The sequence below is a fragment of the Pseudomaricurvus albidus genome (assembly GCF_018863235.1).
Taxonomy (GTDB): Bacteria; Pseudomonadota; Gammaproteobacteria; order Pseudomonadales; family Cellvibrionaceae; genus Pseudomaricurvus; species Pseudomaricurvus albidus.
In genome coordinates this window covers 184,173-210,280 of record NZ_JAHKRS010000003.1, presented here as the reverse complement: position 1 = coordinate 210,280, position 26,108 = coordinate 184,173, and the positions used below count along the sequence as shown (strand labels likewise).

General features: G+C 53.7%; 23 protein-coding genes. 12 read left to right on the top strand and 11 right to left on the bottom strand.

Annotation, left to right across the window (positions count from 1 at the left end):
• Positions 1-71: 71 nt before the first annotated feature.
• The 3 genes from KOI40_RS07450 to KOI40_RS07440 all read right to left on the bottom strand — a co-directional run bounded on the left by KOI40_RS07450 (position 72) and on the right by KOI40_RS07440 (position 2,700).
• Positions 72-1,247, bottom strand: a complete 1,176-nt coding sequence (locus KOI40_RS07450; protein ID WP_216096853.1) for a dipeptidase — start codon at positions 1,245-1,247, stop codon at positions 72-74.
• A gap of 54 nt (positions 1,248-1,301) precedes the next feature.
• Positions 1,302-1,727, bottom strand: coding sequence for a GNAT family N-acetyltransferase (locus KOI40_RS07445; RefSeq protein ID WP_216096852.1), 426 nt, complete (start codon positions 1,725-1,727; stop codon positions 1,302-1,304).
• 73 nt (positions 1,728-1,800) lie between these two features.
• Complete coding sequence (locus tag KOI40_RS07440; protein WP_216096851.1) at positions 1,801-2,700, bottom strand: LysR substrate-binding domain-containing protein; 900 nt, start codon at positions 2,698-2,700, stop codon at positions 1,801-1,803.
• A 169-nt stretch (positions 2,701-2,869) separates the two neighbouring features.
• Here KOI40_RS07440 and KOI40_RS07435 point away from each other — a divergent pair, with 169 nt between their 5' ends.
• The 5 genes from KOI40_RS07435 to KOI40_RS07415 all read left to right on the top strand — a co-directional run bounded on the left by KOI40_RS07435 (position 2,870) and on the right by KOI40_RS07415 (position 10,504).
• Complete coding sequence (locus tag KOI40_RS07435) at positions 2,870-4,222, top strand: aminotransferase (protein ID WP_216096850.1); 1,353 nt, start codon at positions 2,870-2,872, stop codon at positions 4,220-4,222.
• A gap of 29 nt (positions 4,223-4,251) precedes the next feature.
• Complete coding sequence (locus tag KOI40_RS07430) at positions 4,252-5,706, top strand: NAD-dependent succinate-semialdehyde dehydrogenase (RefSeq protein WP_216096849.1); 1,455 nt, start codon at positions 4,252-4,254, stop codon at positions 5,704-5,706.
• A 312-nt stretch (positions 5,707-6,018) separates the two neighbouring features.
• Complete coding sequence (locus KOI40_RS07425; RefSeq protein ID WP_216096848.1) at positions 6,019-6,252, top strand: hypothetical protein; 234 nt, start codon at positions 6,019-6,021, stop codon at positions 6,250-6,252.
• A gap of 43 nt (positions 6,253-6,295) precedes the next feature.
• Positions 6,296-8,473 carry an alkaline phosphatase family protein gene (locus tag KOI40_RS07420; protein WP_216096847.1) on the top strand — a complete coding sequence of 726 codons (2,178 nt, stop codon included), beginning with the start codon at positions 6,296-6,298 and terminating at the stop codon, positions 8,471-8,473.
• Between the two features lie 276 nt (positions 8,474-8,749).
• Positions 8,750-10,504 carry a hypothetical protein gene (locus KOI40_RS07415; protein WP_216096846.1) on the top strand — a complete coding sequence of 585 codons (1,755 nt, stop codon included), beginning with the start codon at positions 8,750-8,752 and terminating at the stop codon, positions 10,502-10,504.
• 19 nt (positions 10,505-10,523) lie between these two features.
• On the opposite strand, the gene KOI40_RS18840 is transcribed toward KOI40_RS07415, so the two are convergent.
• The 4 genes from KOI40_RS18840 to KOI40_RS07395 all read right to left on the bottom strand — a co-directional run bounded on the left by KOI40_RS18840 (position 10,524) and on the right by KOI40_RS07395 (position 14,273).
• A complete protein-coding gene (locus tag KOI40_RS18840) occupies positions 10,524-11,423 on the bottom strand; it encodes a DMT family transporter (RefSeq protein WP_216096845.1) in 900 nt (299 codons plus the stop codon).
• Between the two features lie 39 nt (positions 11,424-11,462).
• Positions 11,463-12,596 (bottom strand): succinyl-diaminopimelate desuccinylase, encoded by a 1,134-nt coding sequence (gene dapE / locus KOI40_RS07405; RefSeq protein ID WP_304504189.1) that lies wholly within the window; start codon positions 12,594-12,596, stop codon positions 11,463-11,465.
• Positions 12,597-12,795: 199 nt separating this feature from the next.
• Positions 12,796-13,824 (bottom strand): 2,3,4,5-tetrahydropyridine-2,6-dicarboxylate N-succinyltransferase, encoded by a 1,029-nt coding sequence (dapD, locus tag KOI40_RS07400; protein ID WP_216096843.1) that lies wholly within the window; start codon positions 13,822-13,824, stop codon positions 12,796-12,798.
• 104 nt (positions 13,825-13,928) lie between these two features.
• On the bottom strand, positions 13,929-14,273 hold the full coding sequence (locus KOI40_RS07395) for an ArsC family reductase (protein ID WP_216097011.1): 345 nt from the start codon (positions 14,271-14,273) through the stop codon (positions 13,929-13,931).
• 277 nt (positions 14,274-14,550) lie between these two features.
• Between KOI40_RS07395 and KOI40_RS07390 the strand changes: the two genes are divergently transcribed.
• The gene (locus KOI40_RS07390) at positions 14,551-15,036 is read left to right on the top strand and encodes a hypothetical protein (RefSeq protein WP_216096842.1); all 486 of its coding nucleotides are present in this window, start codon (positions 14,551-14,553) and stop codon (positions 15,034-15,036) included.
• Between the two features lie 15 nt (positions 15,037-15,051).
• Here KOI40_RS07390 and nth read toward each other — a convergent pair whose 3' ends face one another.
• The 4 genes from nth to map all read right to left on the bottom strand — a co-directional run bounded on the left by nth (position 15,052) and on the right by map (position 20,596).
• Positions 15,052-15,723 (bottom strand): endonuclease III, encoded by a 672-nt coding sequence (nth, locus tag KOI40_RS07385; RefSeq protein ID WP_233710095.1) that lies wholly within the window; start codon positions 15,721-15,723, stop codon positions 15,052-15,054.
• A 23-nt stretch (positions 15,724-15,746) separates the two neighbouring features.
• On the bottom strand, positions 15,747-16,952 hold the full coding sequence (dapC, locus tag KOI40_RS07380) for a succinyldiaminopimelate transaminase (protein ID WP_216096840.1): 1,206 nt from the start codon (positions 16,950-16,952) through the stop codon (positions 15,747-15,749).
• 39 nt (positions 16,953-16,991) lie between these two features.
• Positions 16,992-19,679 (bottom strand): [protein-PII] uridylyltransferase, encoded by a 2,688-nt coding sequence (locus KOI40_RS07375; RefSeq protein ID WP_216096839.1) that lies wholly within the window; start codon positions 19,677-19,679, stop codon positions 16,992-16,994.
• Positions 19,680-19,825: 146 nt separating this feature from the next.
• Positions 19,826-20,596, bottom strand: a complete 771-nt coding sequence (map, locus tag KOI40_RS07370) for a type I methionyl aminopeptidase (RefSeq protein WP_216096838.1) — start codon at positions 20,594-20,596, stop codon at positions 19,826-19,828.
• A 400-nt stretch (positions 20,597-20,996) separates the two neighbouring features.
• On the opposite strand from map, the gene rpsB reads away from it, so the two are divergent.
• From rpsB to KOI40_RS07340, 6 genes are all read left to right on the top strand, one after another.
• Complete coding sequence (gene rpsB, locus KOI40_RS07365) at positions 20,997-21,746, top strand: 30S ribosomal protein S2 (RefSeq protein WP_216096837.1); 750 nt, start codon at positions 20,997-20,999, stop codon at positions 21,744-21,746.
• A gap of 135 nt (positions 21,747-21,881) precedes the next feature.
• The gene (gene tsf / locus KOI40_RS07360) at positions 21,882-22,751 is read left to right on the top strand and encodes a translation elongation factor Ts (protein WP_216096836.1); all 870 of its coding nucleotides are present in this window, start codon (positions 21,882-21,884) and stop codon (positions 22,749-22,751) included.
• 220 nt (positions 22,752-22,971) lie between these two features.
• The gene (pyrH, locus tag KOI40_RS07355; protein WP_233710119.1) at positions 22,972-23,712 is read left to right on the top strand and encodes a UMP kinase; all 741 of its coding nucleotides are present in this window, start codon (positions 22,972-22,974) and stop codon (positions 23,710-23,712) included.
• A gap of 77 nt (positions 23,713-23,789) precedes the next feature.
• The gene (frr, locus tag KOI40_RS07350; protein WP_216096834.1) at positions 23,790-24,347 is read left to right on the top strand and encodes a ribosome recycling factor; all 558 of its coding nucleotides are present in this window, start codon (positions 23,790-23,792) and stop codon (positions 24,345-24,347) included.
• Positions 24,348-24,578: 231 nt separating this feature from the next.
• The gene (uppS, locus tag KOI40_RS07345; protein WP_216097010.1) at positions 24,579-25,280 is read left to right on the top strand and encodes a polyprenyl diphosphate synthase; all 702 of its coding nucleotides are present in this window, start codon (positions 24,579-24,581) and stop codon (positions 25,278-25,280) included.
• A complete protein-coding gene (locus KOI40_RS07340; protein ID WP_216096833.1) occupies positions 25,273-26,106 on the top strand; it encodes a phosphatidate cytidylyltransferase in 834 nt (277 codons plus the stop codon). The genes uppS and KOI40_RS07340 overlap by 8 nt, the downstream gene beginning before the upstream one ends.
• Positions 26,107-26,108: the final 2 nt, after the last annotated feature.

The following is a 26,108-nucleotide window of genomic DNA, read 5'->3' as shown; positions in this document are numbered from 1 at the left end:
TGGCCTTTTATTGCAAGAATTGTGTTCACAGTGCGTTGATGCAGTGAGCAGCTGAAGTGAGTGGATCTTGATCAGGGCAGCTGTTGAGCCAAAAAGCGAACCATATTTTCACCCATCACTTTACGGATTTCCGTTTCGGTAAAACCTGCTTTCAGCATTTCATCGGTGAGCACTGCCAGCTCTGATGAATTAAAATGAGTGCTGACTGATCCATCGAAATCGGACCCCAGGGCAATGTGATCGACACCGACGAGATCGATGCCGTAGCGGATGGCCTGCACAATATTTTCAGGGATATCGTCACACACGGCCCCTTTCCAGTAGCCAACGCCAATCAGGCCTCCCTTTGCTGCAATACGTTTCATCAATTCATCGCTGATGTTTCTGGGGCTGGGGCAGTGTCCATAAAAGCCGGTGTGGCTGACGATCAGAGGAGAGTTGGCCAGCGCCAGTACGTCTTCGACCACTTTGGGGGAGGAGTGAGCAACGTCGATCATGATGCCGAGTCGCTCCATTTCCATGATGGCGTCCTTGCCGAATTGGGTGAGGCCTTCATTGCTTTCTCCGTGCAGAGAGCCACCAAGCTGATTATCAAAAAAATGTTGCAGGCCCATCATGCGATAGCCGGTATCGTAAAGTCGCTGGATGTTCTCCAGCTTGCCTTCCAGAGCGTGGGATCCTTCGGTGCCCAGAAGTCCACCAATAATCTTTGAGCCTTTTTTACGTTGTTCTATGAGGTTCTGCAGGTCGTTCGATGTGAGAATCAATTTGAATTCATCGGGAGAAGCTTGGTCGAGATGGTGTATTTTCTCGGCTTCATACAGTGCGCGCTCGGTAAGGTTGTTCCAGGTTCGGATCGGCCAGAGCTGGGCGATGGCCAGCAGTGTGATGTTGTCACTGCTGTCGGTGGCGTTGTGGGTGTAATTTTGACCGCGCGGTGATTTGGTGACACTGGTAAACATTTGCAGTGCAACGTTGCCTTCGCGCAGGCGTGGCAGATCTACATGCCCGCGACTTGAATGTTTGCGAAGGTCTCTTTTCCACAAGGTGCTGTCGGCGTGCAGATCACCAATAATCAGACTGTTGTGTAACTCTTGAGTCTGTTTCGGAATGGGGAAGGGGGTGTGCGCTGTAACGCGGTTCAGTGACTTCTCAATCTGGGCCGGAGCCAGCATGAAAAAGCCTGCTGCCAGGACCAGCAGAATAATAACCGGCAGAACGATCAGTAAGATGGGCGCGCGACGCATACTTTGCTCTTGTGTTTATTATAATCTGTGAGTCTGAACGTTATCGGGCATCTGTCAAAGCGTTTTATCCATCGGCTTGTGCAAGATGCCGGCTTCCATAAACGCGTCTCCGTGAACCTGATAGCCCAGCTTTTCATAAAACCCGAGTGCGCTTTCCTGGGCGTGTAACCAGACGCTCTTGAGACCCGCTGCGCGGGCTTCTTCTTCCAATGCGTCCATGATCCTGCGCCCCAGTCCATATTGACGTGTGTTCTGCATGACCGCTACCCGACCAATGCGACCCTTTTGCTCGAGGTCTATCCGCCCGGTGGCAACGGGTTCGCCGTTTAACGTGATGAGTGCATGCAGGCAGTGTTCATCGCGGTCATCAAGCTCCATATCGGCAGGTACGTTTTGTTCGATCACAAACACTTGGTGGCGGACTTTATAGAGGGCGTCCTGATGGTCGGTGAAATTTGTGATAGTCAGTTGGATGTCCATGGGGGTCACGCTGTGTAAGGGTTGGGTTTGGCAGATATGGCCCGTTGTGATTGGTGTTTGTGAGTGTAGCATTTCACTCTTGAGTCACAACCGGTTGAATCGCCTCGCGCAAAAATTCGATAAACAATTGTGAACGCAACGATTGTGCCTTGCGATTACTTGCCAGGTAATATTCTTCGGCGGCTTCGAGACTGTCCTCAAACAAGGTAACCAGCTGGCCGCTGTTCAGTTCCCGGTGTATTTCCAGACGGTCTGCCAGAGCAATACCGTAACCCGCCTTGACAGCATCCAGCACCAAAAATGACTCCTCCAGAATCAGCTGCTTGTAGTTGGGCAGTTCATCGGCGCCAGCGATTTCAAACCAGCGGGGCCAGTTGTTGTGCCTGTCGCACAACAGCGGGTAGTCGAGCAAATCGAGAGGGTGCCGAATCGGACGGTTACCGGTCAGCAGTTTTGGATTGCACACCGGCACATAGCGTTCGCGAAACAGTGGCGTGATTTCACGGGCACTGCTCTCCGGAGCTCCGTAACAGATGGCAATGTCGACCTGACTGTCTATCTGCTTCACGCGGGGGGGGATGCTGCGCAGCTGAATATTGATCTCGGGATACTGGTGGGCAAAATCGCCAATGATGTCCAGCAGCCAGGCGGAAGAGGCTGAGGGGGTGGCGGCCAGGATGAGGTCGCCATTGATGGAGTCCGGATCCAGATAGAGGGCACCTGTGGTCAGCAGATCCAGAGCCTGCTGCACGGATTGCAATAATCGCTGGCCGGCGTGGGTCAAATCCAGACGGTTGTGGCTGCGATCAAAGAGGGTAACGCCCAGCAGCTCCTCAAGCTGTTTTACCTGACGGCTTAACGCTCCGTGGGTGACGCCCAATTCCTCCGCCGCGCGGCGCATATGGCAGTGGCGAGCGGCCATTTCAAAGGCGCGCATGGCGTTGAGAGGCAGATTGCGACGGTCGAGTTTCATCAGTGGCTGTCCCGGAGTGAGTTTTGGTTAGTTTAACTCACCATAATGGTAAAAATATATCGATTGTGGTGAGTTTGTTGGGCGTTAAACTGGCTCTATTCCAATCGCCCCAATAAGCCATACTGGTGATTGACCCTATTTCCACGCTTTTGTCAGAAGGACGACAGCTATGACGCATATGATTTACCCACAAACCAACCTAAAAGCCACCGAACAGCTGATCATTGAGCGCGGTGAAGGTGCTTATGTTTACGACAACCAGGGCAAGAAATACCTGGAAGGCATGGCCGGGCTATGGTGTACCTCTTTGGGCTATGCACATCCGGAATTGATGGCGACAGTCAATGAGCAGTTGTCACGCCTGTCCTACAGCCATATGTTTGGCGGCAAAACCCATCCGCAGGGCATGGAGCTGTCGGACGCGCTGTCGGCCATGGTACCGATGGACAATGCCCAGGTGTTCTTTGGCAACTCCGGTTCTGACGCCAATGACACTCACATCAAACTGTTGCGGTATTACTTCAATGCCATTGGCAAGCCGGAAAAGCGCAAAATCATTACCCGCCAGCGCGCCTATCATGGTGTGACTGTGGCGGCAGGGGCTTTGACCAGTTTACCGGTTAACCTCCAGTATTTTGATGCCCCGGAAGAGGCGCTGGGTATTCTCCGCACCGACCATCCTCATTACTACACCGGTCGTCAGGGTGACGAAACAGAAGCCCAGTTTGTGGATCGCATTACGTCCAACCTGGAAGAGCTGATTCTGCGCGAAGGTCCTGAAACCATCGCCGCCTTTATTGCAGAGCCTGTAACCGGTGCCAGCGGTGTGATTGTTCCTCCAGCGGGTTACTACGACAAGGTTCAGGCGATTCTGAACAAGTACGACATTCTGTTCTGGGCCGATGAGGTGATTACCGGTTTCGGTCGCCTGGGTGAAGACTTCGGCTGTAACGCCATGGGTATTCAAAAGCCGGACATGATGAGCTTTGCCAAACAGCTGTCTTCAGCTTACTACCCCATCAGTGCGTCAGTGATTCGTGGCGACATGATGGAAGCGATTGTTGAACAGAGCGGTAAAGTGGGTGCCTTTGGTCACGGCTACACCTACTCCGGTCACCCGGTTGCCTGTGCGACTGCGCTGAAAGTGCTGGAGATTTATCAGCGTGACAAGCTGTTTGATCACGCAGCCACTCTGGGTACTTACATGCAAAATAAACTGCAGCAGTTTGCTGATCATCCTCTGGTGGGTGAAGTGCGTGGCAAAGGCATGGTGGCCGCGCTGGAGATGGTTTCCAATAAAACCACGGGTGAAGGGTTTGCCGATGGCTCACTGGGCGCTTACGCCATTAGCCGCTGTCAGGAGCACGGTTTGATTCTGCGCGCCGTTGCGGGCAACAGTCTGGCGGTATGTCCTCCGTTGATCATTAACGAAGGGCATGTCGATGAGATTTGTTCCGTTCTGACCAAGGTGCTGGACGAAACTCTGGCCCATGCTCACAAACAAAACCTGATCAAAGCCTGATAGTCATACTGCCGAAGGAAAGTCATACCATGTTGAATTTAAAACGCCCTGAGCTGTTGGCCAGGTCCTCCTATGTGAATGGCCAGTGGCAGGAAGGTGGCGACGAGATCATTGATGTCACGAATCCTGCGACTCAAAAAGTCGTCGCTCAAATCACGACTGGGGGAGTCGCAGAAACTCGTGAAGCGATTGAGTGTGCTGAAAAAGCCATGCCCGCCTGGGCTGCCAAGCCTGCCAAAGAGCGCGCCAATATACTGCGTCAGTGGTTTAACCTGATCATGGAAAATCAGGAGGATCTTGCACAGATTCTGACAGCCGAGCAGGGCAAAACCCTGGCTGAGGCCCGTGGTGAAATCGCTTACGGTGCAAACTATATTGAATGGTTTGCCGAAGAGGCCAAGCGTGTTGACGGTGACCTGATTCCCGCGCCCAGTGGTGACAAACGCATCATGGTGATCAAACAGCCGGTGGGTGTTGTGGCTTCAATTACGCCGTGGAACTTCCCCAACGCAATGATTACCCGCAAGGCGGCTCCGGCTCTGGCGGCAGGTTGTACCTTTGTGGGCAAACCGGCTACAGAAACACCGCTGTCAGCATTGGCTTTGTGTGTGCTGGCCGAAGAGGCGGGCATTCCCCCGGGCGTGTTTAACATGGTTGTCGGTAACTCTCGCGCAATCGGTGGTGAGATGACCTCCAATCCAATCGTGCGCAAGCTGACCTTTACTGGTTCGACCCCGGTTGGCAAGGTGTTGATGGAGCAGTGTGCGTCAACGGTGAAAAAGACCTCCATGGAGCTGGGTGGCAACGCACCGTTTATTGTTTTTGACGATGCTGACCTGGATGCAGCGGTGGAAGGTGCTTTGGCTTCCAAGTATCGCAACTCCGGCCAGACCTGTGTCTGTACCAACCGTTTGCTGGTGCAAAGTGGTGTGTACGATGCGTTTGTGGAAAAGCTGCATCAGGCAGTTTCCCAGTTCAAGCTGGGTGATGGTACTCAGGACGGTGTTACCCATGGCCCGATGATTACCACCAAAGCGGTGAATGATGTACAGGCTTTGGTGGACGACGCGGTTGCCAAGGGTGCTCACCCCATCATCGGTGGCAAACCCTCCGAGCTGGGAGCGTATTTCTATGAGCCCACCATTTTGACCAACGCGACTTCAGACATGAACGTATTCAAAGAAGAAATCTTTGGGCCTGTCGCGCCGGTATTTAAATTTGAATCCGAGGCGGAAGCCATTGCCATGGCCAACGATACTGAATTTGGTCTGGCGGCTTATTTTTACACCCGGGATCTGGGAAGAATTTTCCGTGTGGGTGAGGCGTTGGAGTACGGCATCGTGGGTATCAACGAAGGCATCATCTCCAATGAAATGGCGCCTTTCGGCGGTGTCAAAGAATCGGGTAGCGGCCGTGAAGGCTCCAAATACGGAATGGACGACTATCTTGAAATCAAATACATGTGCCTGGGTGGACTAAGCTAGTTCACTCAAACTGTATAACCGTGTGATTTGCCGCTTGGGGTTCGCCCTTCAGCGGCTTTTTTGTATCTGTCACTTGCACAACGCCACAGCTATTGCCTCATAATGCACCGAGTTTGGGCATGTGCTTCTCTGTTTTCATCGCTCTGTAGAAAATCATTGAATTTTCAAAATGTTATGGATATGGTTTTGGCACATTAAAATTCATGTGTCAGGATCTGCGAAACAAGGACGCTGAAGTCTCCTTCCTTAATTTGCTTCTCTGATGGTTGTACGTTCTGACGCTATTGCCCATAACAATAACCGGAAACACGGATGCTCAACGCTATCATCAACAGCCCCTATCTGAACCTGTTTAGCGCTCTGGTTCTCCTGACCACCTCCCTCTACGAAACGATTACAAAACTGGATGAATTCACGCTGGGTGTTCATCATGGGGTGTTGGTTTTTAGCATCATTCAGTTGGTAAAAGTCGTTCCTGAAATACTGGAGGGATTAAAACAGATGAATGAAGCCAATGAGATGATGGAAAAAAGAGTAGTGAGCTAGGGTTTCATTTCCCTGTTAAAAATACAATAACCAGAGACACGTTATGAGTCAGTCTTCTCCTGCAAAATGTTCCTATGATTTTTTAATTTGTCGCAATCAAAAAGAAGATACCTATGCGCTGTATCAGTTTGATCCTGTTGCAGATGAACTGTTGATCCCTGTTCCCTTGTCAGCAGATGTCAGTTTTGATTGCAGTTGGCGTATGGCTCAGGTTGGAGGGTATCTGTTGCAGTGGAGTCCGCTGTGTAAGTCTCATGGGGTAGAGGGGTATCAATTCAACCTGATTGCCTTTGATCCAGAATCATCCAACCCGCTGCAAGGCCCGGTAGTGGAAAGTGGTTTTTGGGAAAAAACCAAATTCTGGGGAAAATACCGCAGTACCTACAGCAGCAATCCGGACGAAGGACAAAATCTGGATCTGACTCCAATGACCAGCTTTGTTCTGAGTATGATTCCTGCCAAAGGGCGTGGCACCTTTGAATTGTGGAATTTTGATCCTCAGGGCGTTTCGAATTTCGAATCAGACCCTTTGCCGGCTTCTTACAGCCCTCAAAACGGATTTCCGCTGATCAAGTCAGGACATACATTGATTGCCATTGGCAATTATGTGTTGGACCTTTTGCCGGAGCCGAATCATTACCGCCTGTGGAGTTTTGATCCACAACTGGAAACACCGCTTTCCCTGCCTGCAGTGCAAGAAGGGCGCTGGGATAAAGTGGACAAGGAGAGCCAGCTGACGGCGATTGGGTCTAATGTGCTGGAGTGGAATACAGCCAAAGGAAGCTATCGACTGTGGGGATTTGATCCGGAGCACGAAGATGTGCTGGTCGGTCCTTTGCGCGAGGGTAAACTGCCATCGACGATAGGCGCTGGCTCAGTATTGACCGGCTATCAATCGCGTGTTCCGGTGCAGCAACAGTTTGCGACCACACCGGGAACCATGGATTTTATGCGTTCCAACATTAAACATGTGGTGTATTACATGTTGGAAAGTCGCTCATTCGATAATGTGTGTGGCTGGCTCTATGGACATGGCGATCAGGGGTGTCATTACATAGGCTCAGAAGAACCCTTTGAGGGCGCAAGCACCGAAGATTTTAATTACGATGGCGATCAAAAAGTTTTTGTCAGCAAGTTTAAAAATGGCCAGTTAAGTGCCGAGTGGAATCTTGTTGCTCTCGATCAGGATCCGTTCCACGACACAACCGACAACCTGCAACAGATGTTTTCCGATGAGTCCGGTTACTGGAATCGGGCAAAGCCGGATATGGGCGGGTTTATTCTCAATAACGCCAACGCCCAAGTGATGCAAACCTTCAGTCCGGAACAGCTGCCGGTTCTGAACGGCCTGGCCCGACATTTTGGTGTTTCGGATCGCTGGTTCTGTTCTATGCCTGGCGGTACGGATGTGAATCGTGCTTTTTCTCTGACGGGTTCTGCATTCAATATGCTGGGCACCTGGGAGGGTGGCAGTATTTATGCCAACTGGCCGGAGTCATCCCATCGCCAATCCCTTTGGAAAACGTTGTGGAGTCACGGCATTACCGACTGGAAAATCTACAATTCGGTGTTGTGGGAAAACGAGGTCTTTACCTACCAGTTGTATCTCAAGGGACAGGTGCCTTCGGTGGATGCCAACCCCACCCAGTTTTTGTCCAGCATAGATCAATTCAAGCAGGATGCCTTGCATGGCAACCTGCCGGCCTTCAGCTACCTCGAGCCGGCCTGGATTGCACCGAAAGGGGCAACGTCTTATCACCCCGGTGGCGATCTGGTACCCGGCGAGCGTGAGTTGAACGAAATTTATGAAGCGATTAAGAGCGGTCCAGGTTGGGAAAATACCTTGCTGGTGATCACGTTTGATAAAAACGGCGGCATTTACGACCATGTGGCACCGCCCTACGCTCGTAAGCCCTGGCCCAATGATCTCAATAATGGCTTTGTCTATGACTTGATGGGGCCAAGAGTGCCTACGGTTATGGTGTCTCCCTGGATCAAACCGCAGTCAGTGGTCAGAGCCGAGGGGGAGATCCCGTTCGATGCCACGTCATTTGCCGCGACCTTGCTTGAGTGGTTTGGAATTCCCAAGCCCATGTGGGGGCTGGGTGATCGTATCAATATTGCGCCAACGTTCGAGGCAGTATTGCAGGCGGATCAGCCAAGGGGGGATGCGCCGACATTGACGCCTCCCTATGACAAATCATTCCCGCCGCTCAAATAAGGTAAAGGCGGGTCTGGTGTCAACGAGTACCTACGCTGAAGCCGCTTATTCTGATGTGTGCAGTGTTTCCTCGGCATTTTTCAGGGCTTGCCACAAACGAGGTTCTTGAAAGCACAAGCCGCCGCCACTGCATTTTTTCCTGGGATATCATGTGGATGATATCGGCAACAAGCACCCAGGGTAGCGAATTCAGGGTCTATAAATCATAAACAATAACAAGGGAGCTCACTCAATTGTTTATTGAAGAGAGTTGCCATTTCTAAAAAAGGAAAGCAGATGTCTGAATCAACATGGAAAGCTCATCCCGCCACAGGTGAATGGAATGCGACCAGTAATTGGAGCACAGAAGAAGTACCCGTAGATACAGCCATTTTTTCTGAGTCTGCACAAACGGCCATTACCTTTGCAGCCGATAGCAATGCCTCAGTTAAGAAGGTTGAATTCAAGGAAAACTCGACAGCGTACACCTTTACCTTTGGGCCGGGAAAAACTCCGGGGTTAACCATAACGGGTGAAGGTGTCAGCAATCTCTCGCGCAAACAGCAGAGCTTTATTGTGGCGGCTACCAGCAGTGGTCATGACAATCCACAACTGGTGTTTGCCAACACAGCGACTGCCGGAACTGACGATATGTATTATTGTGCCGGCCCGATTGATGAGCAGGGTTATGGCGGTGGCGTCATCAGCTTTTGTGACAAAGCGCGCGCGGGGACTGCTCGCTTTAAAGTCTGGACCGGAGCATTACCTCCACCGCAGTTCAGAAAAGAAAAGATTCCCAGCACTGTGGGTGGGGAAGTGAGTTTCAGCAATACCTCCACGGCAGACAATGCCAACTTTACCATCTATGGGAGTTTGGGCGCTGATGGCGACACCTTTGCCAATGTGGTCTTTCACGATACTGCAACGGCGGGCAAGGCGACGTTTACTAACGTGGGGGGCACCGTTTCCGGGGGGGATGGCGGCAACACTCAGTTTTACGGTAGCTCCAGCGCCGATCATGGCGTGTACAACAACTGGGGTGCCACTCATGAGAAAGCCAATGGTGGCGATGTGGCTTTCGACAGTACGGCCAGTGGTGGCTACGGACATTTTTACAATCACGCAGCGATTGTGGCCGGAGGCTACGGCGGGGTGACCAGTTTTAACAATAACCCACCCTCTGTGGACGCGGCCCAGGGGGCTTCCGCAGGCAACGGCTCCTATTTCAACTACGGCGCCCGTCAGGGTGAGCAGGGCGGTGGCGGCCACCTGGAATTCAGTGCACGTTACGGATCTCCCACTGCGGCTGACGCAACAATCGTTAACTACGGCAGCACTATTGAAAGCAAGTCCAGTGCCGGACACACGATTTTCTCCATTAATCAGCCAACACCATATTTCCCTACCGCGGGCAATGCCAAAGTGTGGAATCACCCGGCTGCCGGGGAAGGCGGTGCAGCGGGCTTCACGGAGTTTTCTGTGTATGGCAAAGAGAGTGGTGGGAATGTCAGCAATCAGTTTCCGACCGCGGGAGATGCAACCCTGTTTAATCTGGGGGGCTGCACGGCGAAGGCCGGAGGTGGTTACACGGTATTCTCCGGAAATGCCAGCGCAGGCAGTGCCACACTGATTGCCTATGGTGGTACCCACGGCGGTTATGGTGGTCGTATTGCTTTCTATGATGAATCGGTGGGGGATAGCGCCAAAGTGTGCCTGTTCGATGACGGTGAGCTGGATATCGGTTACCACACTTGCGGAGTTACCATTGGCAGTTTGGAAATGACGGGTGGAGTGATTGCCACACAGCTCGGGAAGGAGACACCTTGTCTGACGGTCGAAGGCGATGTGGCGATTAAATCGTCACAGGTGTCATTTCGTTTCGACACACAGAAAGGCGGCGGATTTTCTTACAATCAGCCCTATACGATACTGAGATGTTCAGCTTTGACCGAGCTGAATCCGGAGTGTTTTCGAGGTAACACCATTAACGGCGTGGAGCCCCGTTTCACGATTGTCGGGCACAAGTTACAAGTGACTTTTACAAAGCCGTGACCGAAAAGCCGGCGTGATCTTATACAGGTTTTTGCTGTTTTCGCGCTGGCTTGATCAGTTCCAGCGTGACAATCACGCCGGTGAAGATCACCACCACCCCCGCATACTGGAGCAAGGTTGCAGGTTCGCCCAAAATGCCAATGGCCATCAACAGCGATACACCGGGAACAATTGCGCCAAAGATGGCGCCTTTGCCGGGCCCCAGTACGCTGACAGCCTGACTGTAGAAGATCAGGGCGAGGATTGCGGAAAAAAGACCTTGATAGACAGCCTGAGTAGCCAGAATCTGCCATGAAGCGGTCAGCAGTTGGCTTTCGCTGTCGAGAACAAACAAGGGAACGCACAGCAGCATGGACAGGCAGGCCACCACCGCTGTGGCATGCAGGGGTTCGATATGCCACTGGCGCAGTGACAGGGTGAAGCAGGACCACAAAAAGCCCCCGAGGACGAACAGAGCATCCCCCTGCCAGCTGGACACCTGGGTGTGTAAACTGTCGATGCCTACCAGCACCAATCCGCACAACACCATCACCATGCCCAGCATGCGCATGGGGCCAAAAGGTTCTTTAAACAAGAGGCAGCCGCCGAGGGTGGAGCACAACAGCATGGTGCTGGGAGTGATCAGGGCAAAGTGCCCGGCACTGGAATATTGTAATCCCTGGCTGACCGTCATCAGGTAGGGGACGCCGGCACCACAGACGATAATCAACAGTCCAATGGGCGGGATGCCTGAAAAACCCCGGCGCAACAGAAAGGGCAGCATGAATATCCCTGCGGTCGCATAGCGCAGAATATTCACGTCGGAAGGTGTCAGAGCCTCTTCAAAGCTGATTTTGGTGAAAATCGGGAAGGCCGCCCAGATCAGCACCGTGACGATGCCGAAAAACACCCCCTTTAAGGGATGGGAGTTGTCAGTCACGGTGCTCTCCTGAACAGGCTGTGAGCGAGTCGGGCAGGATCAGGCGTCCGGCAACAGACGGTTGAGCATATCCTGATAAATATCGGTCAGCAGGTTCAGCTCTTCTGCGTCGACGCATTCGTCCAGTTTGTGAATGGTTGCATTCACCGGCCCCAGTTCGACAACCTGAGCGCCGGTTGGCGCGATAAAACGACCGTCGGATGTGCCGCCGGCGGTGGACAGTTCAGTGTCAAAGCCGGCCACATGACGAATGGCTTCGACAGCGGCTTCCACCAGCGGGCCTTCGGCGGTCAGGAACGGCAGGCCACTCAGGCGCCAGTCAATGTCATAGTCCAGGCCGTGTTTATTGAGGATGGCTTCGGTGCGCTCACGCAGTTGCGCTTCGGTCACTTCGGTGGAAAAACGGAAGTTGAAAATCACTTCGGCTTCACCGGGGATCACATTGGTGGCACCGGTGCCAGAATTGATATTGGATACCTGAAAGCTGGTGGCCGGGAAAAAGTCGTTGCCGTTATCCCAGTGCTCGGCGGCCAGTTCAGCCAGAGCCGGAGCCAGCTTGTGGATCGGGTTGTCGGCCAGGTGCGGGTAGGCAACGTGCCCCTGGGTACCTTTGACTGTCAGCCAGCAGCCCAGTGAACCACGGCGACCATTCTTGATGGTGTCGCCGGTCTTGTTGGTGCTGGATGGTTCCCCCACCACACACCAGGTGATCTTCTCGTTGCGCTCTTCCAGCCACTCCACCACCTTGACGGTGCCGTTGTGAGCGGGGCCCTCTTCATCGCTGGTGATCAAAAACGCAATGCGACCGGTATGGTTGGGATGCTCGGCGACAAAGCGTTCGCAGGCGACTACCATGGCGGCCAGGCTGCCTTTCATGTCGGCGGCGCCACGGCCGTGCAGCATGCCGTCTTCAATAACGCCTTCAAACGGAGGGTATTTCCACTGTGCTTCGGGGCCGGTAGGCACCACATCGGTATGGCCGGCAAAAGCCAGAATAGGTCCCTCGGTACCACGCACCGCCCAGAAGTTATCCACCTCGCCAAAACGCAGGTTCTCAATGTGAAAACCAATGGCACGCAGGCGGTCAGTCATCATGGGTTGGCAGCCTTCGTCTTCAGGGGTGACGGAGGGGCGACGAATCAGCTCGCGGGCCAATTCCAGTGTGGGAGTCAGAGCAGTCATGGAAAATCGCTTAATTTGAGTCGGAATACGGTGTTGTGCCTGTATTAATGGCAGGTCAACCGGAGATTGGCGGCATTTTAGCCTAAAGGCCCGATTGCGGACAGGGGCAGAGGTTAACTGGTTGGACGACGTAAAGGGAGGGGGGAAAGAATGCGGTGAGGCCGAAACCCCACCACAGTCATGCAGACGATCAGTTGTTCGCGTGCAGTTCTTCGTTCAGGGCAATGGCGGACTTGTTGGTTTTGCACTCAACGGCACCATTGACGGAATTGCGACGGAACAACAGGTCGGACTTTCCGGCCAGATCGCGAGCCTTGACGCTTTCTACCAGCTCGCCCTTGTCATCCAGTACGGCAACTTTGGTGCCGGCGGTAATGTACAGGCCAGCTTCTACGGTGCAGCGGTCGCCCAGAGGGATACCGATACCGGCGTTGGCGCCCAGCAGACACTCGTCGCCGACGGAGATGATGATGTTGCCGCCGCCGGACAGGGTGCCCATGGTGGAGCAGCCGCCACCCAGATCGGAACCTTTACCGACGAATACGCCTGCAGAGATGCGGCCTTCGATCATGCCCGGACCTTCGGTGCCCGCGTTAAAGTTCACAAAGCCTTCGTGCATGATGGTGGTGCCTTCACCGATGTAGGCACCCAGACGAACGCGGGCAGTGTGAGCAATACGAACGCCGGCAGGCACCACGTAGTTGGTCATTTTCGGGAACTTGTCGACACAGTCTACGTCCAGCAGCTCGCCGTTCAGGCGCGCTTGCAGTTGACGCTCAGGCAGCTCGGTCAGATCCACAGCGCCCTGATTGGTCCAGGCCACATTGGGCAGGGTGCCGAACAGACCGTCCAGAACGGTGCCGTGTGGCTTGACCAGGCGGTGGGAGATCAGATGCAGCTTCAGGTAGCCTTCTGGCACGGAGCTCGGCGCGGCATCTTCGGCCAGCAGCGCGGCAACCAGAGGACGCTTGCTGTTTTGGAATGATTTTACAATCGCAGCCTGCTCTGGGTTATCGGTCAGAGCGGTGGCCAGCGCGTCCAGTTTGGCGCTGTCGATGGCGATGGCTTCGTTACCACCGGTGTAGCCCAGTGCTTCAGCAACGGCCTTGGCGACGGCAGGTTCCGGGTTCAGCAGAGGTTGCGGGAAGAACACTTCCAGCCACTCGCCTTTGTTGTTTTGTGTGCCTACACCCAGGCCCAATGCGTATAAATCAGTCATAGTTGTATCCAGTCTTGAGTCGAAAATGTTTAAGAAAAGAGGAATTCAGTTTGATGATTCCTCAGTCGTCATTGCCTCGATTCTTGCAATGACGAGGTTGAATATCACGCAAAGCGTTGTTCGTAGTCCGCGACTTTAAAGCCCACCGAGATCTCACCGGCCTGATCCAGCAGGGGGCGTTTAATCAGGGTGGGCTGATCCAGAATCACTGCGACCACCGTGCTGTCGTTTAGCTGCGCCTTGGCGTCATCATCCAGACCTTTCCAGGTGGTGCTGCGCTTGTTGACCAGTGACTCCCAGCCGAGGGCCGAGACCCATTTTTCAACCTGCTGGCGATCCAGCCCGTCCTTGCGAAAGTCGTGGAAGGTGTAGTCGACATTGGCCTGTTCGAGCCATTTGCGGGCTTTTTTCACGGTGTCGCAATTGCTGATGCCATAGAGCGTGGTCATGATTCTCTCGTTGTTTTCAGTCTTTTTCATTGGCCGGGCCGAAAAGAGCGGGGAGCGGCGGATTTGAAGGCCGCAAAGCATACCAAAAAGCAGCGATTGAATCATCTGGCGGGTTTTTGGATTGATAGATATATGGAACTTTCCTTTGGCGTATTTTGTTCTATGCTTATGCGCTGTGTCCTATAGAATGCGGCCGCTGGCCGAGTTTGCGGCCACGATCATTCAATATTGGGTTTAACACCCGCGTTCAATTTAGGGTTCAAAAAGGAGTTTGAACATGCCTGAGACTTCCTGTTCTACCTACCGCGTGGTTTTTTGGGGTGATGTGGCCGAGGGGCAATCCCGGCGGGATGTGGCGTTGAAATTTGCCCGAAAGTTTCGCATCAACGACAGCAAAACGCTCAGGCGTATCTTTTCTGGACGTTTACTGACTCTGAAGCGGGGGCTGAGCGAGTCGGAGGCCCAGCGTTACTGCCAGGCAATTACCGATCTGGGAGCCTGTTCCAGAATGGAGGCTGAAGCGCCGTTGGCTGGCTCTGATTGGGGGAGTGCCGAGCTTCAGCCCAAGCGCCCGCGACACACGGCATCCATCCATTTCGATACCATGGGGCTGGATATCCAGGATTTGATTGCCGCTCAGGCAGACACAAAACCTGTGGAAGATTCCGGGGTCCCGGGGAGTCGCAACCCTTTTGGTGCCCGAGACCTTGCTGAGGCAGAACACCCTCCGGTCAAGTACTACGACGGCCGTCCGGTCAGCTAGGAGTTTGTTGCCATCTTACGGTTTTTTCGCGATCTTCGGGTGTTTGCGGGCGGGGTAGCAGGTTCTGCAGATCTCACACACGGTGCCGTCACAACCGCGGGCGCTGCAGTATTCCCGTCCGTAAAAGATAATCTGCAGATGCAGTTTGTTCCAGCTTTCGGCGGGGAACAGTCGTTTCAGATCTTTTTCCGTTTGTTGAACGTTTTTACCGCTGGTTAATCCCCAGCGCTGCGCCAGGCGGTGAATGTGGGTGTCCACCGGGAAGGCTGGTACGCCAAAAGCCTGCGCCACCACCACACTGGCGGTCTTGTGGCCGACGCCGGGCAATTTCTCCAGCGCTTCCATGTCATTGGGTACTTCGCCGTTATATTGTTCCACCAGCATTTGTGACAGCACGGAAATGGCTTTTGATTTCTGCGGTGACAGCCCGCAGGGGCGAATAATGGCTTGAATGTCCTCGACGGATTGCATGGCCATATCAAACGGATTGTCGGCCAGTTCCCACAGCGCAGGAGTCACCTGGTTGACCCGTTCGTCCGTGCACTGCGCCGACAGCAGCACGGCCACCAGCAGGGTGTAGGGGTCTTTGTGATCCAGCGGCACCGGGGTTTCCGGGTAGAGTTCTTCGAGGCGCCGATGGATGTAGGTAACGCGCTCGGCTTTGAGCAGATTTTTCGGGGCTGTCATGAGTGTGTTCATTCTGCGGTGCGTTATGAGCTCTGTTGAGTAACAAATTGTTTGATGCGCTCGGCGGCTTCTACGCATTCTTCCACTGTGGCCACCAGTGCCATCCGCACATGATTTTCACCGGGGTTTACACCATTGGCTTCGCGGGCGATATAGCGACCGGGCAAGACGGTGATGTTCTGTTCGGCAAACAGGCGTTGGGCAAATTCCACGTCGCTCATGTTGCCGGTCTTGGCCCACAGATAAAAGCTGGCGTCCGGGCGCTCCACATCCACGATTCCATCAAGGATTTTCAGTACCGCATCGAATTTGGCGCGGTAGGCGTCGCGGTTGGCTTTTACATGCGCTTCGTCGTTCCAGGCCGCGATGGAAGCCAGTTGATTGGTCACCGGCATGGCGCAACCATGGTAGGTGCGATACAGCAGGAATTTCTCCATGACTTCGGCATCGCCGGCCACAAAACCGGAGCGCAAGCCGGGCAGGTTGGAGCGCTTGGACAGAGAGTGAAACACCACGCAGCGGCGGTAGTCGTCGCGACCCAGTTCAGCGCAGGCCTGCAGCAAGCCAACCGGCGGTTGCTCCTCGTCAAAATACAGTTCGGAATAGCATTCGTCGCTGGCAATGACAAAGTCGTACTGGTCGGCCAGTGCGATCAGCTTTTTCAGCGTTGCGGTATCAACGACCGTGCCGGTGGGATTGCCGGGGGAGCACAAAAACAACAGCTGACAGCGCTGCCAGACGTCGGCGGGTACTGAATCAAAGTCGGGCAGGTAGTCGTTTTCCCGCTCGCAATTGAGGAAGTAAGGATCGGCGCCCGCTAAAAAAGCCGCGCCTTCATAGATCTGGTAAAACGGATTCGGGCTGACCACCAGTGGGTTTTGTGTGCGGTCGATAACGGCCTGGGCAAAAGCAAACAGGGCTTCGCGAGTACCGTTGACTGGCAGCACATGGCGTTCGGCGTCCACACTGCCGGGGTTGAGTTTAAAGCGGCGAGTCAGCCATTGAGCGATGGTTTCGCGCAGTTCTGGCAGGCCTTTGGTGGACGGGTAATTCACAACCCGGTTCAGATTGTCACTCAGTGATTGCAGTACAAAGGCAGGCGGTTCGTGTTTGGGCTCACCGATGGACAGGGCAATATGAGCCCGGTCGGTGGGTGCGCTGACCTGCGCCTTGAGCGCGTTCAGTTTTTCAAACGGGTAGGGTTGTAAGCGTTCTAAATCGCGGTTCATGGGCTGCTCGGTCTTTGTGTTGGGGGGGGGCAGTGGGAATTAGTGAGACACTTCCACCTGTTGATCCAGTTGAGTACAGATTTCAGCTTGCAATTCCTTGCACAGTTCCGGGTCGCTCAAGGGTTCACCGTCTTCGTCAGTGATAAAGAAAATATCCTCTACCCGTTCACCCAGTGTGGTGATCTTGGCGTTGCTGAGCTGAATGTTAAATTTCAGGAAGATGCGTGCGATCAGTGCCAGCAGGCCGGGACGATCGGGAGAGATCACTTCCAGAATGGTGGTATTGGTATTGATGTCGTTGCTGATGCTGGTGCGCGTCGGGATGGCAAAACTTTTCAGGCGGCGCGGCACCCGGCGGCTGATGATGTCGCTGTAGTTATCGACCTGCGCCAGTTCCAGCTGCAGTTCCTTTTTGATGTGCTCCCGATAGGTCGGGTCGTCCTTGATGGGCTGATTGTTTTCGTCCAGCACATAAAAGGTATCGATGGTGTAGCCGCCGCGTTCCGTGTTGTGGATGCGGGCATCCTGAATCGACAGGTTCAGGTAGTCCAGCGTGGTGGCAACCGCAGCAAAGACGTTACTGCGGTCGCGGGTGCGAATGAATATCTCTGTGGCGCCTTCGTGTTTGCGGCTGGTGGTTTCCCGAACCAGAATCAGGTCGTCGGTGCTGTTGTGATCGATGATTGAGCTGCTTTGCCAGGCGATTTCCTTGGCGTTTTCGCGCAGGAAATAATCCTCGTTGAGGTAGCTCCAGAGGGCTTCGACAGAGTCTTTGGCGTAGCCGTCTTCCAGCAGCAGCTGCATGGCGGTGTCCTGGGTTTCTGCGATCAGGTCCTGGCGGTCGATGGGGTTTTCCAGTCCGCGCCGCAGTGCCCTGCGGGTTTCCGAGTACAGCTGGCGCATCAGGCTGGCGCGCCAGGTCGTCCACAGGGTGGGGTTGGTGGCGTTGATGTCTGCCACAGTCAATGCGTACAGATAATCCAGGTGGAGGCGGTCACCCATTTCCACGGCAAACTGGTGGATGACATCCGGGTCGGAGATGTCCTGTTTCTGCGAAACCGATGACATCAACAAATGTTTGTCGACCAGCCAGGATACCAGTCGGGCTTCGTGATTTTTCAGCCCGTGGCGAATGCAGAAATTGTAGGCGTCTACTGCGCCCAGTTTCGAGTGGTCTCCGCCGCGCCCTTTGGCGATATCGTGATACAGGCCGGCCATGTAAAGCAATTCGGGTTTCGGCAGTTGCTGCATGCATTCGTAAGCCACCGGGAATTTTTCCCGGCTTTCCGGATAGCGCAGCATGCGCATGTTTTTGACCACCGACAGGGTGTGGGCATCAACCGTGTAGATGTGGAACAGGTCGTGTTGCATCTGTCCGATGATGTCGCCGAACTCCGGCAGGTAGCGTCCCAGAATGTTGTAGCGCTTCATACGCTTGAGCTGGGTGACCAGTGCGTACTCGCACTTCAGCAAATCCACAAACAGCTGGGTGTTTTTGGGGTCGTTGCGAAAGTTGTCATCAATCAGTTCGCGGTGTTCCCGCAGCAGCCGAATGGTCTCCGGGCGAACCCCGTTGATGTCGGGGTTATTACCCATGATGACAAAGATTTCCAGCAGTGCGGACGGCTCCTGAAGGAACACCGCGTTATGTGTCACTTCAATATAGTTGTCGCGCAGCTGAAAACGGTCATTGATGGGGGTGATGGCTGCCTGGTCTGAGGCGTTGAGAACAGTCTCGTCGAGAAAGTTCAGCAGTACATCGTTGAGCTCGCCCAGTGACATCACCACGCGATAGTAGCGATGCATAAACTGCTCGACGGCCAGGCCGCTGTCGCAGTCCTTGTAACCGAACTCTTTGGCCAGCTCCCGCTGGTGGTCAAACAGCAGACGCTCTTCGGGGCGCTTGGCCAGCTTGTGCAGGCCGTAGCGTACCTTCCAGAGAAATTCTTCCCCGGACTGCAGCAGGGCAAACTCTTCTTCGGTGAAAAAGTCCTTGCCCGCCAGCTGGTTGAGGGTGCGAACGCCAAAATAGCGTTTGGCGACCCAGGCAATGGTCTGGATATCCCGCAGGCCACCCGGGGCGTTTTTGATATTGGGTTCGAGGTTGTATTCGGTGTTGTCGTACTTGTTGTGGCGTGCCAGCTGCTCTTCTTTTTTGGCTTTGAAGAATTCGTCGGCGGGCCACATGTTTTCCGGCTGGGTCAGTTTTTGCAGCTTAAGGCAGGGGCGATCGCTGCCGACAATGGTGCGGCATTCCAGCAGGTTGGTAACTACAGTGATGTCTTCTTTGGCAATCTCGGCGCACTGGGTCAGGGTGCGGACGCTGTGACCGATATCCAGACCGATGTCCCAGAGCAAGAGCAGCAGGTTCTGGGCGCTCTCCAGATCTTCAGGTTGTTCCTCTTCCATCAACAACAGCAGATCGATGTCTGACTTGGGGTGGAGTTCGCCACGACCGTAACCACCGACAGCAATCAGGCTGACCTGATCGCTCCAGCTGAACTGATGCCATGCGTAGTGCAGGATGCAGTCCATAATCTGGGCCCGCTCATAGATCAGGCTGCGAATGTCCTCGCCTTCCTCGAAGCGGGTGTCCAGCTGAACGTTCGCGGCGTTGAGGGCATTTTTAAACAGAGGGATGATTTTGCCATTGGCCTGAGCCAGATCGCTCCTGAAGCGGGATTGATCGAAGGAAAACAGCGGACGCTCAAAATAAGGGATTTCCATAAAAGGCTCTTAAGATTGGTGGCGCAATGACATCAATGTAGTTTTGAAGCAATAGTGTTTTGAGATGGCGGTATATTCTGATTCAACCCCCGGCAGGGGGCTGACTGTTTTGACGTTTAAGTCTCTCGAAGCGATGTCGGGATGACTTAAAAAGGTTCGTCCGGACGCTTGGTCAATACTTCTACGCCATTGGAGGTGACCGCCAGGGTATGTTCCCATTGGGCAGAGAGGCGTTTGTCACGAGTCTCAACGGTCCAGCCATCTTTTAACAGCTTGGTGGCCGCCTTGCCGGCATTGATCATGGGTTCGATGGTGAAGGTCATGCCTTCTTTCAGTTCGAAACCGGTGTTGGGCTTGCCGTAATGCAGTACCTGTGGCTCTTCGTGGAAGGTGTCGCCAATGCCATGGCCGCAGTATTCGCGAACCACGGAGTAGTAGTTCTTTTCTGCGTGTTGCTGAATGACGTGACCGATGTCGCCCAGGCGGCATCCGGGTTTAACCAGCTCGATGCCTTTGTACAGGCATTCCTGAGTAATATCGATCAGTCGCTGGGCGTGGGGAGCCACGTCGCCGACGGTATACATTTTACTGGTATCGCCGAACCAGCCGTCGTAAATCACAGTGACGTCAATGTTGATGATGTCGCCGTTTTTCAGGACCTTCTTCTCTGACGGGATGCCGTGACAGATCACATGGTTGACCGAGGTGCAGACGGATTTGGGAAAGCCGTTGTAGTTCAGACAGGCCGGAATGGCTTTCTGAACGTTGACGATGTGCTCGTGGCAGATGCGATCGAGCTCCGCGGTGGTGACGCCGGGAACCACGTATTCGCCAATCATATCCAGCACTTCCGCGGCCATACGGCCAGCAACGCGCATTTTTTCAATCTGCTCGGGTGTTCTGATATTGACTGTCATAGGTATCCAAAGGTTGTTCTGTAAAAGGCCGGTGTCGCCTGAAAAGAGCCTGTTCGGCTGTTGTTAGGGGCGCTATTGTAAACCAAGCGGGAATTCTTCCATAGCCCGTGCGCTGGCGGGATACCATAAGGTTTGGCTGGAGGCCTGTGTGGAGTGTCTAAAACTGTCGCCAAACGCCGTATCGAGCGGGTTTTAGCTTCCCCTGATTGTGTCAATATGGTATAAAGCGCGCCCTGATTGCAAAGCGGCTGTCCAAAGCCGGTTTGTCGTCAGGATAAACTACTTATATGAATGTCACACATATACCGGCACATCGTTCTGGGTGCCTCTTGTTTTTCCTTTGAAAATCAAGAGGTTGAGCGGTGGGGTGTATGGAGGCTCAACCCAAGGAAACTTAGTTATGCCAAACGTAAGCATGCGCGATATGCTGCAAGCCGGTGTCCACTTCGGTCACCAAACCCGTTACTGGAACCCGAAAATGGGTCAGTACATCTTCGGCGCTCGCAACAAAATCCATATCATTAACCTGGAGCACACTGTTCCTGCGTTTAACGATGCTCTGCAAATTGTTCAGCAGATGGCTTCTCAGAAGAAGAAGGTTCTGTTCGTAGGTACCAAGCGTGCTGCGTCCAAGATCATCAAAGAGCAAGCTGAGCGCGCTGGTCAGCCATTTGTCAGCCACCGCTGGTTGGGTGGCATGTTGACCAACTACAAAACTATCCGTGCTTCTATCCGTCGTTACCGTGAGCTGGACGCCCAGTCTACCGATGGTACTTTCGACAAGCTGACCAAAAAAGAAGCCCTGATGCGCACCCGCATGAAAGACAAGCTGGAGCTGTCTATCGGTGGTATTAAAGATATGGGCGGCCTGCCGGACGCACTGTTCGTGATTGACGTTGAGCACGAGCGTATTGCCATTCAGGAAGCCAACAAGCTGGGTATCCCTGTTATCGGTATCGTTGATACCAACAGTGATCCTGCAGGCGTTGACTACGTAATTCCAGGTAACGACGATGCAATCCGTGCAGTTAAACTGTACGTGACCGCCGTTGCTGATGCTTGTCTGGAAGGTGCTGCCAACGCGCAGAATGCCAACCCTAAAGCTGGCGAGTACGTAGAAGAGAAAAACGACGAAGCTGCAGCTGAGTAAGTCGCAGTTTGTCATATTGCCCACCCATAATCTGGTGTGGGCAGCAAAAAAGGGGGCGGGGCCCCCTTTTTTGGAATTGAATCGTGCGGATTTGAATCGTCGAATTATCAAGAATTATTGAAAGAGGATATTGTCATGGCAGCTGTTTCTGCTTCTATGGTTAAAGAACTGCGTGAGCGCACCGGTCTCGGCATGATGGAGTGTAAGAAAGCTCTGAATGAAGCCGATGGCAACATCGATGTAGCAATTGAAAACCTGCGTAAGGCCTCTGGCCTGAAGGCAGAGAAGAAAGCCGGTCGTACTGCTGCCGACGGTGTTGTGGCTGTTAAAGTGGCTGACGATGGTTCTTACGGTGTGGTTGTTGAAGTTAACTCCGAGACTGACTTCGCTGCTCGCGACGAAGGTTTCCTGGCGTTTGTAAATACTGCTGTTGAAGCTGCTTTTGCTGCCAAAAGCAACGATGTCGCTGCTCTGCTGGCTGGTGGTCTGGAAGAGACTCGTCAGGCGCTGGTACAGAAAATCGGTGAAAACATCGGTCTGCGTCGTGTTGAAGTTGTTGAAGGTGGTGTTCTGGGTGCTTACGTTCACTCCAACAACCGTATCGCTGTTATCGCTCAGCTGGAAGGTGGTTCTGAGGATGTGGCAAAAGACGTGGCTATGCACGTTGCTGCGGTTAACCCTCGTGTAATCAACACCGCTGATATGCCTGAAGATGAAGTGAACAAAGAGAAAGACATCATCAAGGCCCAGCCTGATATGGAAGGCAAGCCTGAGAACATCGTCGAGAAGATGATGGTTGGCCGTATCAACAAGTTCCTGAAGGAAAACAGCCTGACCGAACAGGCTTTCGTTAAGAATCCTGAGGTGACTGTTGGCCAGCTGGCAAAAGACGCTGGCGCTACCATTACCAGCTTCGTGCGTTTCGAAGTGGGTGAAGGTATTGAAGTCGAAGAAGCAGACTTCGCTGCAGAAGTTGCTGCCCAGGTAGCCGCCAGCAAGAAGTAAGCTGACGCTCGGGGCTGTCTCATGATGCATTGGTGTGTTGTGGGGCTATCAAAAAGGCGGGGGTGATACCTCCGCCTTTTTGCTGTTACACTTTCAGGGATTTGAATGGCAGGGTCCCTGGCTGTAGAGTTGAAGTGCCTGCTAGCTGTGCGTCAGTTGTGGCGTGCTCCAACCTTAACCTCTTAAAGCTAAACTTATATCGGAGATGGCGTCGATGGGGATGAATCCTGGGCGGGATAAGAAATACAAGCGTATTCTGTTGAAGTTAAGCGGTGAGGAGTTGATGGGTTCCGAGGGGTTTGGAATAGACCCCAAGGTGCTGGATAAGATGGCTTTGGAGATCGGTCAGTTGGTTGGCATCGGTGTCCAGGTTGGGTTGGTGATTGGCGGCGGCAACCTGTTTCGCGGGTCTGCGTTGAGTGCTGCTGGTCTGGATCGTGTGACTGGCGACCACATGGGGATGCTGGCCACTGTGATGAATGCGCTGGCAATGCGTGACGCGCTGGAGCGCAGTAATATTTCCACTCGGGTCATGTCTTCCATTCCCATGAGTGGCATTGTTGATCACTACGATCGTCGCAAGGCTGTCCGCTTCCTGGAGCAGGGTGAGGTGGTTATCTTTTCGGCTGGAACCGGAAATCCTTTCTTTACTACCGATTCGGCGGCTTGTCTGCGAGGCATCGAAGTTGAAGCCGACATTGTGCTGAAGGCCACCAAGGTGGATGGTGTCTACAGTGCCGATCCCATGAAAGATCCGACTGCTACCCGCTATGAGCGACTGACTTATGATGAAGTGCTCGACAAGAAGTTGGGAGTGATGGATCTGACTGCCATTTGCCTCTGTCGAGAGCAGGATATGCCGCTGCGGGTTTTCCGTATGGACAAACCGGGTGCACTGCTTAAAATCCTCAAGGGTGAAAATGAAGGCACCCTGATAGAAGAGGCCGTACCTGTCAGCTAGAGTCAGCCGGCTGATCCCGTTGTGGGATCGATTAGATTTGAGTAATAAACCAGTAAGTTTCCAGAGGATGCGAGAGCATGATCGAAGATATTAAAAAAGATGCGCAGGAGCGCATGGGTAAGGCGGTTGATGCCTTGGGTAACAATTTCAATAAAATTCGTACGGGTCGTGCTCACCCGAGCATTCTTGATGGCGTTACTGTGAATTACTACGGTGCCGATACCCCCCTGTCCCAGGTGGCAAACATTTCCGTGCTGGATGCCCGCACCCTGTCGGTCAGTCCCTGGGAAAAGCAAATGACTCCTGAGATTGAAAAGGCGATCATGAAGTCCAGTCTGGGCCTGAATCCTGTGACCACCGGCGATTTGATGCGTATTCCTATGCCTCCTCTGACCGAAGAAACCCGCAAAGGCTACATCAAGCAGGCGCGTGGAGAGGCCGAAAATGCCCGCGTTTCCATCCGCAATATCCGCCGTGATGCCCTGGGTGATGTGAAGGATCTGCTGAAAGAGAAAGAAATCAGCGAAGATGATGATCGTCGCGCGCAGGATGACATCCAGAAGATCACCGACAAGTTTGTGGCTCAGGTCGATGCGGCTCTGGCGACCAAAGAAAAAGATCTGATGGAGATCTGACCTTCCGGTTGATTCTCCGACGGCCCAGCCTGTTTTCACGGGGTGGGCCGTTTTTGGTTTACGGGGACGTTATTTATCCGGGTAAAGTATTCTGACAGCGAGATGTGGCGGTGATTTCTCTGTTGTGTCGCTTGCATTACCGCTGTCTCAGGGTAGGATTACCCCCTTTGCAGATTGACTGGGCAGGAGTTCGGAGTGAGTGGTAATGCGTTGCGCCATATAGCCATCATTATGGATGGCAATAACCGCTGGGCGAAACAGCAGGGCAAACCCGGGCCCCAGGGGCATAAGGCGGGTGTTGAAAAAATTCGCGAAGTGATGGAGTCCTGCCGTCGCCATGAAGTTGAAGTTCTGACCTTGTTTGCCTTCAGCTCCGAGAACTGGAAGCGTCCTCCCATGGAGGTTGAGGCCTTAATGACCCTGTTTCTGAGTTATCTCAAGCGAGAGGCCAAGAAGCTCAATAAAGAGGGGGTCAGGCTGCGGGTGATCGGTCGTCGCGACCGTTTTAGCCCTAAAATTCAAAAGGCCATTGCCGAGGCGGAGTCTCTCGCGCAAGAGGGTAGCACCACTTTGGTGATTGCGGCTGATTATGGCGGTCAGTGGGATATGGCCAATGCAGCCAAGCAGCTGGCCGAAAAAGTCGCCGCCGGTGAAATGTCGCCCGAAGATATCACCTGTGACAGCATTCAGGAGCACATTTGCCTGTCCGATTTGCCTGCCCCGGATCTGCTCATCCGAACCGGCGGCGAGCATCGCATCAGTAATTTTCTGCTGTGGCAGACAGCCTACAGTGAACTGTACTTCTCCGATCTATACTGGCCTGACTTTAATGCAGAGGCCCTGGATGAGGCAGTTGCCGACTTCCACCAACGCCAGCGTCGTTTTGGCAAGACCTCGGAGCAGATTCTAAAACAAGGGGAAGCGAGTGCTTAAGCAGCGAGTCATTACCGCAATTGGATTGGCCCTGCTGTTTTTGGGTGTATTGTTTTACCTGTCTGTTATCGGTTTTGCCATTGCCATCGCCCTTGTGGTTCTGCTTGCCAGCTGGGAGTGGGCCAATATGGCGGGGCTGAAGGCTCAGGGTCAGCGCTTGCTCTACGTTCTGGGTGTGGGTGTGGCGATGGCACTGACGGGCTGGTACGTCGACTTTTGGGCTGGTGATGTACTGGATGGATCATCCGTGCGCACTGTACTTCTGGTTGCCTGTACCTGGTGGGCTGTAGCCCTGTTATGGGTGCAAGGTTACCCCTCCAGCTCGGTGTTGTGGGCCCATCCACTGGTTAAGATGGTGATGGGGCTGCTGGTGCTGGTGCCTACCTGGTTGTCGCTGGTGTTTCTGCGTGGCGAACCGTCAGGGGAATGGTTGATTCTGTTGGTGGTGCTGGTGGTTGTCTGTGCTGATATTGGCGCTTATTTCAGCGGTAAGACCTTCGGTAAGCGCAAGCTCGCCCCGGAGGTCAGTCCCGGCAAGTCCTGGGAGGGATTCTGGGGTGGTTTTATTTGCTGCTTGCTGTTGGCGTTGATTGTGGGGTTTACCTTTGGTGGCGGCTGGTTGCTGCTGGCTGTTATCGCTCCGACCGCTCTGGCCTCTGTGCTGGGTGATTTGCTGGAAAGTATGGTCAAGCGTCAGCGTGGCTTGAAAGACAGCGGTCAGCTACTGCCTGGTCACGGCGGTATACTGGATCGTGTGGACAGTATCACTGCGGCCGCTCCAGTGTTTTCACTGGCCATCCTGTTGAGTGGCTTAAGCTTTCAGTGACA

What these genes read in the sequence shown, in the direction of transcription:
- map (WP_216096838.1), bottom strand. Translation starts at nt 20,596, where the DNA reads ATGACAGTCAATATCAGAACACCCGAGCAGATTGAAAAAATGCGCGTT.
- KOI40_RS07415 (WP_216096846.1), top strand. Translation starts at nt 8,750, where the DNA reads ATGTCTGAATCAACATGGAAAGCTCATCCCGCCACAGGTGAATGGAAT.
- uppS (WP_216097010.1), top strand. Translation starts at nt 24,579, where the DNA reads ATGGATGGCAATAACCGCTGGGCGAAACAGCAGGGCAAACCCGGGCCC.
- pyrH (WP_233710119.1), top strand. Translation starts at nt 22,972, where the DNA reads ATGAATCCTGGGCGGGATAAGAAATACAAGCGTATTCTGTTGAAGTTA.
- KOI40_RS07375 (WP_216096839.1), bottom strand. Translation starts at nt 19,679, where the DNA reads ATGGAAATCCCTTATTTTGAGCGTCCGCTGTTTTCCTTCGATCAATCC.
- KOI40_RS07450 (WP_216096853.1), bottom strand. Translation starts at nt 1,247, where the DNA reads ATGCGTCGCGCGCCCATCTTACTGATCGTTCTGCCGGTTATTATTCTG.
- KOI40_RS07425 (WP_216096848.1), top strand. Translation starts at nt 6,019, where the DNA reads ATGCTCAACGCTATCATCAACAGCCCCTATCTGAACCTGTTTAGCGCT.
- KOI40_RS07420 (WP_216096847.1), top strand. Translation starts at nt 6,296, where the DNA reads ATGAGTCAGTCTTCTCCTGCAAAATGTTCCTATGATTTTTTAATTTGT.
- frr (WP_216096834.1), top strand. Translation starts at nt 23,790, where the DNA reads ATGATCGAAGATATTAAAAAAGATGCGCAGGAGCGCATGGGTAAGGCG.
- dapC (WP_216096840.1), bottom strand. Translation starts at nt 16,952, where the DNA reads ATGAACCGCGATTTAGAACGCTTACAACCCTACCCGTTTGAAAAACTG.
- KOI40_RS07440 (WP_216096851.1), bottom strand. Translation starts at nt 2,700, where the DNA reads ATGAAACTCGACCGTCGCAATCTGCCTCTCAACGCCATGCGCGCCTTT.
- KOI40_RS07390 (WP_216096842.1), top strand. Translation starts at nt 14,551, where the DNA reads ATGCCTGAGACTTCCTGTTCTACCTACCGCGTGGTTTTTTGGGGTGAT.
- nth (WP_233710095.1), bottom strand. Translation starts at nt 15,723, where the DNA reads ATGACAGCCCCGAAAAATCTGCTCAAAGCCGAGCGCGTTACCTACATC.
- KOI40_RS07435 (WP_216096850.1), top strand. Translation starts at nt 2,870, where the DNA reads ATGACGCATATGATTTACCCACAAACCAACCTAAAAGCCACCGAACAG.
- rpsB (WP_216096837.1), top strand. Translation starts at nt 20,997, where the DNA reads ATGCCAAACGTAAGCATGCGCGATATGCTGCAAGCCGGTGTCCACTTC.
- KOI40_RS07395 (WP_216097011.1), bottom strand. Translation starts at nt 14,273, where the DNA reads ATGACCACGCTCTATGGCATCAGCAATTGCGACACCGTGAAAAAAGCC.
- dapD (WP_216096843.1), bottom strand. Translation starts at nt 13,824, where the DNA reads ATGACTGATTTATACGCATTGGGCCTGGGTGTAGGCACACAAAACAAC.
- tsf (WP_216096836.1), top strand. Translation starts at nt 21,882, where the DNA reads ATGGCAGCTGTTTCTGCTTCTATGGTTAAAGAACTGCGTGAGCGCACC.
- KOI40_RS07430 (WP_216096849.1), top strand. Translation starts at nt 4,252, where the DNA reads ATGTTGAATTTAAAACGCCCTGAGCTGTTGGCCAGGTCCTCCTATGTG.
- KOI40_RS07445 (WP_216096852.1), bottom strand. Translation starts at nt 1,727, where the DNA reads ATGGACATCCAACTGACTATCACAAATTTCACCGACCATCAGGACGCC.